A 10,949-nucleotide genomic window follows, 5' to 3' on the forward strand; every position below is an offset into this window, starting at 1 on the left:
TGAATAAAGGAAATATTTGAGAAATTGGAGAAAAATAATCCCCACCGCAGTGGGGATGGTTAAATTAAGCGAGTTCAGCACGTAATTTCTTCGTGACTTTCACCATATTTTCTAGTGCGGCAAGTGTTTCTGGCCATGCACGTGTTTTCAAACCACAGTCTGGGTTTACCCATAAACGTTCTTTTGGAATCACATTTAGTGCTTTACGCAATAAGTGTTCAATTTCTGCTTCAGTTGGTACACGTGGACTATGAATATCATACACGCCTGGACCAATTTCATTTGGATATTTGAAATCCGCAAATGCAGTTAATAATTCCATATCAGAACGTGATGTTTCGATAGTAATCACATCGGCATCTAACGCTGCGATAGCTGGTAGAATGTCATTAAACTCTGAATAACACATATGAGTATGAATTTGCGTACTATCTTCACAACCGCTTGATGATAAACGGAATGCTTGTCCAGCCCAATCTAAATATGCCTGCCAATCAGCACGTTTTAATGGTAAGCCTTCACGAATCGCAGGTTCATCAATTTGAATCACTTTAATTCCTGCTTTTTCTAAATCTAATACTTCATCATTTAACGCTAATGCAATTTGCTTACATACGGTTTCGCGGCTAATGTCGTTACGGACAAATGACCATTGTAAAATTGTGACAGGGCCGGTTAACATACCTTTCATTACACGATTAGTAAGGCTTTGTGCATAAGTTGACCACGCTACTGTCATTGGTTCAGGGCGTACAACATCCCCGAAGATAACAGGTGGTTTTACGCAACGGCTACCGTAACTTTGAACCCAACCAAATTTAGTGAATGCGAAACCATCAAGTAATTCACCAAAATATTCCACCATATCATTACGTTCTGCTTCACCATGTACGAGAACATCTAAATCGAGTTTTTCTTGTTGGCGGACAACATATTCAATTTCTTTCTTCATTGCAGCTTCATAATCCGCGGCAGAAAGTTCACCTTTCTTGAACTTAGCACGAGCATGACGAATTTCAGTAGTTTGTGGGAATGAACCAATATTAGTAGTTGGTAATAATGGTAAATTCAGCCACGCTTTTTGTAATTTGATACGTTCCGCAAATGGTGATTTACGTTGATCCGCATTTGCTGGTAATGAAGCTAAACGAGCCGCAACTTCTGGACGATGAATAACTTTACTGTTTGCACGAGCATCTGCAGCCGCTTGACTTGCATCTAATTCAGCTTGTACTGAAGCACGACCTTGATCTAATGCTTTTTTCAAGATGCTTAACTCTTCCACTTTTTGTAAGCAGAATGCTAACCATGAACGAATATCTTCATTTAGTTGTGTTTCCACTGAAAGATCATATGGAACGTGCAATAATGAACAGCTTGGTGCAATCCATAATCTATCGCCGAAAACTTGTTTTAATGGTTCAAGTAAATCTAATTCTTTATTGAGATTAGCACGCCAAATATTACGACCATCAATTACCCCAACAGATAAAATTTTATCATAGTCTGCAAAGGTAGCTAATTGTTCAGGTGCACGTACAACATCAATATGTAAACCTGCAACAGGTAATGCTTTTAATAGAGCAGCGTGTTCTGCGACTGAACCGAAGTAAGTAGCTAATAAGATTTTGGCTTTTGCGGCTAAACGGGTATAAACCGGTTGGAATTTGTCTAGCCATGCTTGTGGTAAATCTAAAGCGAGTGCCGGTTCATCAATTTGAATCCATGTTGCGCCTTTTGCCACTAAAGCATCAAGAATTTGCTCATAAACAGGTAATAATTTATCTAATAGTGATAAACGATCAAACGCTTCACCTTTTTCTTTTCCTAAATAAAGGAATGTTAGTGGGCCCACTAAAGTAGGTTTCGCTTTGTAACCTAATGCTTGTGCTTCTTCTAATTGTTGTACATAGTGTGCAGGGTTTGCTCTAAATTCGGTATTTTTATGAAATTCAGGTACGAGGTAATGGTAGTTAGTATCAAACCATTTGGTCATTTCAATCGCAAATTGACTTTCATTACCGCGAGCTAATTGGAAATATTGATCTAAAGTTAAATTTTGGCTATCAAAACCAAAACGAGCAGGGATAGATCCGGTAGCGACTTGCAAATCTAAAATATGATCATAAAAAGTGAAGTCAGCAACACTAACAAAATCTGCATTTGCTTCTGCTTGATGTTTCCAGTTCTTTTCACGTAATAATTTTGCTACTGTTAATAAATCTTGTTCAGATAACTCTTTACGCCAATAACGTTCTTGAGCGAATTTTAATTCACGTTTTGCGCCAACACGCGGGAAACCTGCTAAATGAAATGTTGTCATAATTGCTTCTCCATATATTTTTCTATTAATTCGTTGAAATAGACGGCTAAACGTCTATCTGAGATGCAGAATAACGAAATTTTCTGTATGATGAAAGCTCATAATTTTCATAAATAAGATGAATTAATTTAATACAGATGAAACCTACTTTTTTAGAATTACGTCATTTAAAAACATTATTAGCGCTGAAAGAAACGGGAAGTGTGTCTTCAGCAGCGAAGCGTGTGTACCTTACGCAATCAGCACTTTCTCACCAATTAAAATTGATTGAAGAACAATTCGGTTTGCCATTGTTTGAACGTAAAACTAACCCTATTCGTTTTACTGCAGCAGGCGAGCGATTAATCCAATTAGCTAATGAAGTATTGCCGAAAGTAGCAATGGCCGAACGCGATTTAGCGCGTGTTCAACAAGGGGAAGCGGGAGAATTGCGGATTGCGGTAGAATGTCATACTTGTTTTGATTGGCTAATGCCAGCGATGGATGAGTTTCGCCAACATTGGGGGTTGGTGGAGTTAGATATTGTTTCTGGTTTCCAAACCGATCCTGTTGGTTTGTTATTAACTGATCGAGCAGATTGGGCAATTGTCGCTGAAGTTGAAGAGAATAGTGATGTTATTTATCGTCCGTTGTTTGCATATGAAATGGTAGGAATTTGTGCCAGAGATCATGAATTAGCAGCTAAAGAGATTTGGCAAGCGGAAGATTTTATTGATCAAACGGTAATTACTTATCCAGTACCAGATGAGATGTTGGATTTGGTTCGTCAAGTTTTAAAACCAGCAGGGATCAATCCAATAAGAAGGACTACTGAATTAACTATTGCAATGATACAATTGGTTGCAAGTAAGCGAGGCGTGGCAGCAGTGCCTTATTGGGCAGTATTGCCTTATTTAGAGCGTGGTTATGTGGTTGCACGTAAGATTACAGATAAAGGACTATATAGCAACTTATATGCAGCGATTCGAGTCGAAGATCAGCATATCGCTTATATTGATGATTTTTATGAAACCGTAAAAAATAAAAGTTTTGCGACCTTACCAGATTTAGTTGTTTTAGATTAAGGGGAACATCAAAGATGTCTTTACAATTCAATGGAATTGCCTTGTTTTTAGTTGTGCTGATTGCATTAGGAGTAATAGGACATAACAATTCTATTACCGTAGCAGCGACAGTTTTGCTATTGATGCACGAAACTGCATTATCCAAATACATTGTGTGGTTGGATAAATATGGATTAAGTTTTGGGATTATTATTCTAACAATTGGTGTATTAAGCCCATTGGTATCGGGCAAAATTAGTTTGCCAGCAATTAAAGAGTTATTACACTGGAAAATGGTATTGGCTGTTGTTGTTGGTATTTTAGTGGCTTGGTTGGGTGGTCGTGGTGCAACTTTAATGTTAGGCGCGCCAACATTAGTCACTGGATTATTAATTGGTACTATTATTGGTGTGGCTTTTTTAGGCGGTGTACCAGTTGGCCCTTTAATTGCAGCAGGGATTTTGTCATTGTTCCTAGCAAAATAATGGTGTAAACGAGGCTAAGAAAGTTAAGCGGTAATATAATGTAGGATAATTCAGCAAAAGTTGTTGAAAATAGCAACGAACAATGCGTTTATTGAATTTTCTACTTGCAACCGTTGGAAACATCCGTATAATTTGCCTCGTTCTTTGTTGCCTGGGTGGCGAAATTGGTAGACGCAGCGGATTCAAAATCCGCCGCCCTTAAAAGCGTGTCGGTTCGAGTCCGACCCTAGGCACCATTACTCTTTCCGTAACCTCTCATAACTTTCCAAAAAATCCTTGATAAAACCAGTTCTGATAAGGTTTTTCAGCTTTTTCACTTTCCGTAATGGTTCACATTAATTCGTTTTAAGTCTTGAATTTTAGTAACAGCCTTAGTAACAAGGTTGGTAATTTTACACATAACCTTGTTGTTCTTTTTTAATCACTCTGTATTTTTCTAATCGCAATTTCTATTGCAAAAGGAATTGAGCTGCCATGATTAGTTTTGGGAATACTGATAAGTTCGCTATTCCATTGCTGTGTTAAAAATTGTTGGTTTACATTTTCTACTCTTAATTGCTGGCGGCGTTGTTTGATCCGAGCTAATCTTTCCGGATCAATATGAGGATCAGCGCTAGGATTTTGTTCATATTCTCCAATCGTCAAAGTAACAGAATGAGGTTGTTGGTCTTTATTTGTCCAATATTGCGTAATACTACCGTTTCCCCACCATAATGACGGACTAGCCAAGACATAATCATCAAAGGTGTGAGTACGAGTAAATAAAGTATATAAACCGAATAACCCACCAAAAGAGTGTCCAAAAAATAAACTTTTCTTGATTTGATATTGTTGATGAATAGTAGGTAAAACTTGCGTAACAATAAAATTGAGAAAGTCTTCTGCTTTGCCGCCTTTTGCAAATTCTTCTCCTACGGTAGGAAAAGTATAATCACGAGTTCGTTCTGGTACTGCATAATCTTTATCAGTGATGTAACCGATACCCACAATAAGTGGCAGAGGCTTTGTGACATCGATTTTTGATAAAGCAATTGGAAATTGTGCATTAGCGTCTAGTAGAAAGAACAATTTATGGCTTTGTTGAAGTTTTGGCGCAGCAATAAAGAGTCGATATTGTTGTTGGTGATAAGTAATATCTTGTTGTGAAAGATCAAAATATTGGTTTAGTTTTTCCATTGGTAGTGTCGATTTTTGTGCGGTCACGTTAGTTACAATCAGAAATGAAATGCCAATCATAAATAATTGGCATTTGTTATGGAAAAATTGCTTTACTGCACTGCGGCAGCAAAGCAATATAGATAGGAATTTGCTCATTAGAATGAAACCGTCATATTTGCCCAATAACGACGTCCATCAACAACAGACCAGTTACCGCCATTATCTGCATCAATAGTTTCACCACGAGTATTGCCAATATTTAATACGGCAAAGCTAAATAATACGTCTTTACTAAATTGGTAATTTAAGCCGAAGTCAACGGTACTATAAGCATCAGCATAGCGAGCTGGTCCTTTACTATATCCAGTACGTTGGTCTGCCCAAATACGTTTACCAACATAGTTATAACGAAGATAAGAATCCCATTGCTCGTTCATTTGCCAATTTAATTTTGCATTAGCACTATGTTTTGGTGTATTTGCTAGCGGATAACCATCATAAGAGAATTTTGCATCAGGTAATTTGTCTTCTTTACGTTTTGAATTTTGGTAAGTGTAATTCAGTTCTAAATTCCAAGCTTTATGAAGAGGAATAAAGGCTGCAAGTTCAACTCCTTTGATATTAGCTTTACCAACATTATCATAGGTAAATAGATTTCCTCCAGTAACTGGATCGGTTTTTCCAGCTAACTGATAGCTGATCAGTTTATTTTTAAAATCAGTATTAAATAGTGTCATTGAGGCTCTAAGACCATTTACACCATTATACTCAACACCAATTTCTTGGTTGACACTTGTTTCTGGTTTTAGATCAGCGTTCCCATAAATAACGCCAGCGCCACTTTGGGTTGAGGTAATATAGTTCGGGCTAATTTCACGAATGCTCGGAGCTTTAAATGCTTTAGCAACGCCACCTTTTACAGTCCATTCATTATTTAAGTGATAGACTAAGTAAGCACGAGGATTCCAGTGAGTACCATATTTCTCATGGTGATCCATACGAGCCCCTAATGTTAGTAATAAATCTTTGGTTAGGCTGATTTCATCTTCTAAAAAGAGTGCCTTTTGCGACATACTTTCTTCAAGTTGCTGAGTTTTTGCTTTTTTATTGACGACTTTAGTTACAGAGTCATCTTCTAATTTTGCATGTTGATACTGTCCACCAAAGACAAAAAAGTGTGAACCCAGCGGTAACATAAATTTTGCGTCAAATACAGTATTAGTAATTTCAGGGCTGCGTGGGTCATAACCTTTTAATTTTTCAGACCAAACCTCACGTTTTGCAGTTTCTTGGTATAAGCTAATTTCTGAATTAAATTTTCCCCAATCACCATAATGACTTATTGCCCAATGATTGCGAGAGAATTTAGTGGTGGATTGTACATTTTTAGTAATTGAACCGCCTCGGTTGGTTGTGGCAGCAAGAGATTCTCCAGGAGTTGCGGTTTTTTCTTGACGGTTACGACCAGCTTCAAATTCAAATTTATGCTTTTCATTTGGGGTAAAAATTAATTTGCTGGTTAAAGCACCATTTTTTAATTTATTTGAACCACCTTCAATTGGATCTTCTTGGCGTAATTGACCATTACCATAAAGTTGAACACCTAATTTATTGGCAATTAATGGACCAGAAATAAAGAAACTACTCAAACCTTCTTCACCATTACTTCCTTGACGTGCAATACCACCAAGAGAAAGGCTACCTTCCCATTTATCAGTATTTTCTTTGGTAATAATATTAATTACACCACCCATCGCATCAGAACCATAGAGAGAAGACATTGGTCCGCGAATCACTTCAATTCGTTGGATTGCACTTACTGGTGGCATTAAACCAGCTTCAAAACCACCGTTACCATTTGGGCGAGCTTCACGTGTATTTTGGCGTCTGCCATTAACGAGGATCAATGTATAGTCACCAGGTAAGCCACGAATAGAAATATCTTCTTTATTGACATCGCTGCCAGAAATACTTACTCCAGGGACATATTTCACTGCATCAATCAAATTTGCTACTGGTTGTTTTTCTAATGTGCTGTTATTGATAACTGTAATACTTGCGGGCGCATCTTTATAACTTTGTGTAGATCCTGAAGCGGTCACAACAATATCGTCTAATGTAGAAGACTCATTTGTAGTTGAAGCAGCGAATGCTTGATTAGCAAGGATTGTTGCTACACACAGGCTGATAGCTGAAAGGGTTAAACGCATTAAAAATTCTCCTTAGGTTGTGAAAAAATCCGCCCAAGTATAAATGAGAACTAATATCATTTAAAGAGGAAAGTTAAAGAAACTTTAAATGAGATTAGAAAAAATAGAGGTAAATTAATTCTTAATAGGTAGAAAATTTATAGCATTCCGGCATATAAAGATATAAAACACTCCATTTGATAGCTCCAACATTGAAAAATATCAAAAATTTCTTGTATTTTTTCATTTAAAAATTGTACTTTTCTGTAGAACGTAATCGTTTTTTATTTTTTAACTAATTGAATTATAAGAACTTTTTAATTTTTATTTTCTGGGCGTGACAGTTGTTATAAGAAAAACGTGATAAACGTCACTTGTTAAGGGGGGGGGGAAATTTATATAATTTTTTCCTAATTTTAATCTAACTTTTCTACTTTGATAAATATCCGTCCTACCTACAGCAGATTAAGACAAATTTGCTGTAGGTGTTTTGGTTGTATGAATGAGTAATTGAGGACAGTATGAAACTAACTAATATGCAAAAAATAAAGCGGTTTGCTTGTATAACTTCTTGTTTAGGGTGTTTACCTGTATTGGCACAAGGGGCGCAAACAACACCACCTAGCCAAAATTTGCCTTCTGCAGATAATCCAAGTTTACAATTGAACCGAGTGCAAGAGGAGTTAGAACGTCAACGATTACAACAACGAATTTCTAATGACAAACCGACAGCAAATATTAGTGGTCAATCTCGTTCAAAAACACAGAAAACCCTACCTGATATCCGCTTTCAACTTAATGGTATCAATCTTCCTGCCTCACAAATTCTCAGTAAAGAAGAGTTAAATACTGTCATCAATAAATATGTTGGACATGAGATTAGTTTAAGAGATTTATATATCATCGTAGATGAGATCAATGCGTTATATGATGCAAAAGGATATAGCAATGCGCGTGCGATTTTAACGCCACAAACTATCAAAAAGGGAGTAGTCAGCATTGATTTAGTTGAAGGTAAAACAGGAAATATTAAATTAACAGGTAATAATTCTACTAGAGAAGCTTATATCCTTAATCGCCTTAATCTTGTAAAAGGACAAGTCGCTAACTTAAATCAACTTAATGATGATTTAGTATTATTTAATGCGACTAATGATGCGCAATTAGCTTTAGTATTAAAAGCGGGTGAAGAGTTAGGTACTACTGATTACGGTATCCAAGTACAAGAGCCGCAACGTCATGTGATACGTTTTTTCAGTGATAATGCAGGCAGCGAAAATAATGGCCGCTATCGTTATGGGGTATCACTATATAATGCGAGTTTAACCGGAAATCGGGATGCATTCTCTGCGACTTTTATGGGATCAAAAGGTACACGTTCAGGAGCATTTTCCTATTTTGCTCCGATTAGTACCAGAGGAACAAAATTAGGCTTATCTTACAGTACTAACCGCGTCAAAGTCGTATCAGGCGATTTAGAACCGCTTGATGTGGAAGGACGTGGTCATGCGATAGGGGTGTCATTAGTACACCCAATTCAAGTCACTAATACTGTTAAGGCACAGGTAGGGCTTGAATATAACTATCAACGCTCAAAAACAGATTTTTCTTCAAATCCTTGGGTAGATGATAAAGGCAATAGTGTATCGGCTTTTTATGATCGCCTTTCTTATGGTGAGCGTTCGGCTTTCTATCAAAAATATAGTTACAAATATGGACGCAGTGTCAATATTCTTGAAGAAAATAATAGATATGGAAAATTTGTAACTAACTATTTCTATCAAAAAGGATTTACCAATAATCAACTCTTTTCAGCACGATTAGATCTGCAATTAGCCTCTAAACATTATTTACCATCAGCGGAGCAATTCTACATTGGTGGAATGTACAGCGTACGTGGTTATGTTGAGAGTTTGCTTGGTGGCGATAACGGAGTTAATGCCAGTGTTGAACATGCTATTCCAATTCTTGACGGCAAAGTAAATACCTATTTGTTTAGCGATTACGGCTATGTATGGGGAGAAAATGCTTATCAAGACAGAACTTTATGGAGTACTGGTATAGGTTTCAAAGGCTCAATTACCAAATATTTTTCATTTAATGCAGGCGTCGGTGTGCCTTTAAAAACAACAATTAATGATCAAGAAGTGGATACAGCTCGCTTCCATTTCTCAGTTAATACCCAATTCTAAGCCCACGACAGGGAGATAATATTATGAAACGTACTAACAAATATGCAAACAACATCAAATTAACTTCTAAATCTTCATTAGCAATGAAATTGCTTGTGGCAATTACATCGGGCTTAGCTTTTATGCCGGGTATTTCTTGGGCTGATGAAATAACACAAAATATTGAAACTACGAGTGGTACAACCTATAACAATTCAGTTAATGATATTTATGCACAAAGGATTGTTGGGAACACGATTGACAATAACCACATTGGAGTTAACGAGTTTAAGAAATTTGATGTTGGTTCTAGTCATGTTGTCAATATGCACTTTAAACAAGGTAATGAAAATGGTCAAAATGTTGGTAAGTTAGTTAACCTTGTTGAAAGTAAAATTAATATTGCTGGTGCGGTTAATGCCATTAAAGATAATAAAGTGGGTGGCGATCTTTATTTCCTTAGTCCAAATGGTATGGCTGTAACTAGTTCTGGGGTGATTAATGCAGGATCATTAACTGTTTTAACTCCAGCGAAAATGCCAGAAAGTGATGGTGAAATTAGAAAAGTTGCTTATGAGGCGAATACGATTGCTTTGAATCCTAAGGGAGAGATTAGTATCGATGGACATATTAATATTACTGGAGAAGAGATAAGTGAAGTTGAAGATAATGAAAATGGAACGAAAAAACTAGTCAAAAATGCAGGAAAAGTTAGATTACGTGCTGGTAAAAGTATCAACATAGGTTCAACTGCAAAAATTACTACAGGTATTGAAAAAGAAGCTTTTGGAGCAGTTGTTTCTTTAAACAATGAACAGAAGCAAGGAACTCGAAGAGAACTTGTGGCGAGAGTCAATGGTGATGGTGATATTGTTTTAGATGTTTTATCTGAAGGTGGAGATGAGCATACAGCTAATATTGCTATAAAAAACGGTGCAACAGTCAAGGCTAAAGGTCATGTTGAGATTAAAGCTGCTGCCAAAGTGAAAGATGATGTGTCAGCAGAATCTTCAGCTAATGTTAAGATTGCAGGAAAGATCGAATCAGGAAAAAGTGTAAATATTTCTGCACAATCAGAAAGTAATGTTAGTGATGCGGATGTAGAAGACCTTTTAAATGCAGTATTCAAAGGAAAAGAGGTCTTGGATTTACTTGGCGTTGAAACTGGAGAAAGCGGTGTTGGTATTACATTAGCAGATATTAAAAATAATGCTGCGGTTGATATAGACAGTGGCGCTATTGTTGAAGCAAAAGAAGCATTAAGGGTAAATTCTGTAGCAAAAACTGAAGTTTCATTTAATGTATCTAGATCAGAAGAAGATAAATTAGCTCAATTACTTATAGTCAATACAAAAATTGATAATAAGTCTAATGTTAATGTTAACAGTAATACAACATTACGCTCAGTAGATAAACAAATTGAAATCTCTTCATTAGCAGATCACAAAATGAATATTGGCGCTGTAAGTAAAACGCCTAAACCAGAAGCAGCAACAAAGGACAATAAATCAACAACTGGCACAACTACTGCTGGCACAGGAACGAATACTTCAGGTAAAACTGGTACAGGTACAGGTACA

Annotated in this window: 7 protein-coding genes and 1 tRNA gene; 5 read left to right on the plus strand and 3 right to left on the minus strand. The window is 36.7% G+C overall.

What is annotated here, in order from left to right:
* Positions 1 to 64 precede the first annotated feature (64 nt).
* Positions 65 to 2,323: a 5-methyltetrahydropteroyltriglutamate--homocysteine S-methyltransferase gene (metE, locus tag QS62_RS04120; RefSeq protein ID WP_066106346.1), complete on the minus strand. Its 2,259-nt coding sequence runs from the start codon at positions 2,321 to 2,323 to the stop codon at positions 65 to 67.
* Between the two features lie 137 nt (positions 2,324 to 2,460).
* On the opposite strand from metE, the gene QS62_RS04125 reads away from it, so the two are divergent.
* The 3 genes from QS62_RS04125 (at position 2,461) to QS62_RS04135 (ending at position 4,087) form a co-directional block, all read left to right on the plus strand.
* The gene (locus tag QS62_RS04125) at positions 2,461 to 3,387 is read left to right on the plus strand and encodes a LysR family transcriptional regulator (RefSeq protein WP_066106349.1); all 927 of its coding nucleotides are present in this window, start codon (positions 2,461 to 2,463) and stop codon (positions 3,385 to 3,387) included.
* 14 nt (positions 3,388 to 3,401) lie between these two features.
* Positions 3,402 to 3,851, plus strand: a complete 450-nt coding sequence (locus QS62_RS04130) for a DUF441 domain-containing protein (RefSeq protein ID WP_066106352.1) — start codon at positions 3,402 to 3,404, stop codon at positions 3,849 to 3,851.
* A gap of 149 nt (positions 3,852 to 4,000) precedes the next feature.
* A tRNA-Leu gene (locus tag QS62_RS04135) sits at positions 4,001 to 4,087 on the plus strand.
* Positions 4,088 to 4,268: 181 nt separating this feature from the next.
* Here QS62_RS04135 and QS62_RS04140 read toward each other — a convergent pair.
* Together QS62_RS04140 and QS62_RS04145 are read right to left on the minus strand one after the other, a co-directional pair.
* Positions 4,269 to 5,165 (minus strand): alpha/beta hydrolase, encoded by an 897-nt coding sequence (locus QS62_RS04140; RefSeq protein WP_231923676.1) that lies wholly within the window; start codon positions 5,163 to 5,165, stop codon positions 4,269 to 4,271.
* Positions 5,165 to 7,219, minus strand: coding sequence for a TonB-dependent receptor domain-containing protein (locus QS62_RS04145; RefSeq protein ID WP_066106357.1), 2,055 nt, complete (start codon positions 7,217 to 7,219; stop codon positions 5,165 to 5,167). The genes QS62_RS04140 and QS62_RS04145 overlap by 1 nt, the downstream gene beginning before the upstream one ends.
* A gap of 500 nt (positions 7,220 to 7,719) precedes the next feature.
* Between QS62_RS04145 and QS62_RS04150 the strand changes: the two genes are divergently transcribed.
* Together QS62_RS04150 and QS62_RS04155 are read left to right on the plus strand one after the other, a co-directional pair.
* Positions 7,720 to 9,390, plus strand: a complete 1,671-nt coding sequence (locus tag QS62_RS04150) for a ShlB/FhaC/HecB family hemolysin secretion/activation protein (RefSeq protein ID WP_066106360.1) — start codon at positions 7,720 to 7,722, stop codon at positions 9,388 to 9,390.
* A gap of 23 nt (positions 9,391 to 9,413) precedes the next feature.
* Positions 9,414 to 10,949: leukotoxin LktA family filamentous adhesin (locus QS62_RS04155; protein WP_156550051.1), on the plus strand; the 1,536-nt coding region annotated here is incomplete at its 3' end.

This window comes from Gallibacterium salpingitidis (genome assembly GCF_001678495.1).
In the GTDB taxonomy this organism is placed as follows: domain Bacteria; phylum Pseudomonadota; class Gammaproteobacteria; order Enterobacterales; family Pasteurellaceae; genus Gallibacterium; species Gallibacterium salpingitidis.

What these genes read in the sequence shown, in the direction of transcription:
- metE (WP_066106346.1), bottom strand. Translation starts at nt 2,323, where the DNA reads ATGACAACATTTCATTTAGCAGGTTTCCCGCGTGTTGGCGCAAAACGT.
- QS62_RS04125 (WP_066106349.1), top strand. Translation starts at nt 2,461, where the DNA reads ATGAAACCTACTTTTTTAGAATTACGTCATTTAAAAACATTATTAGCG.
- QS62_RS04130 (WP_066106352.1), top strand. Translation starts at nt 3,402, where the DNA reads ATGTCTTTACAATTCAATGGAATTGCCTTGTTTTTAGTTGTGCTGATT.
- QS62_RS04140 (WP_231923676.1), bottom strand. Translation starts at nt 5,165, where the DNA reads ATGAGCAAATTCCTATCTATATTGCTTTGCTGCCGCAGTGCAGTAAAG.
- QS62_RS04145 (WP_066106357.1), bottom strand. Translation starts at nt 7,219, where the DNA reads ATGCGTTTAACCCTTTCAGCTATCAGCCTGTGTGTAGCAACAATCCTT.
- QS62_RS04150 (WP_066106360.1), top strand. Translation starts at nt 7,720, where the DNA reads ATGAAACTAACTAATATGCAAAAAATAAAGCGGTTTGCTTGTATAACT.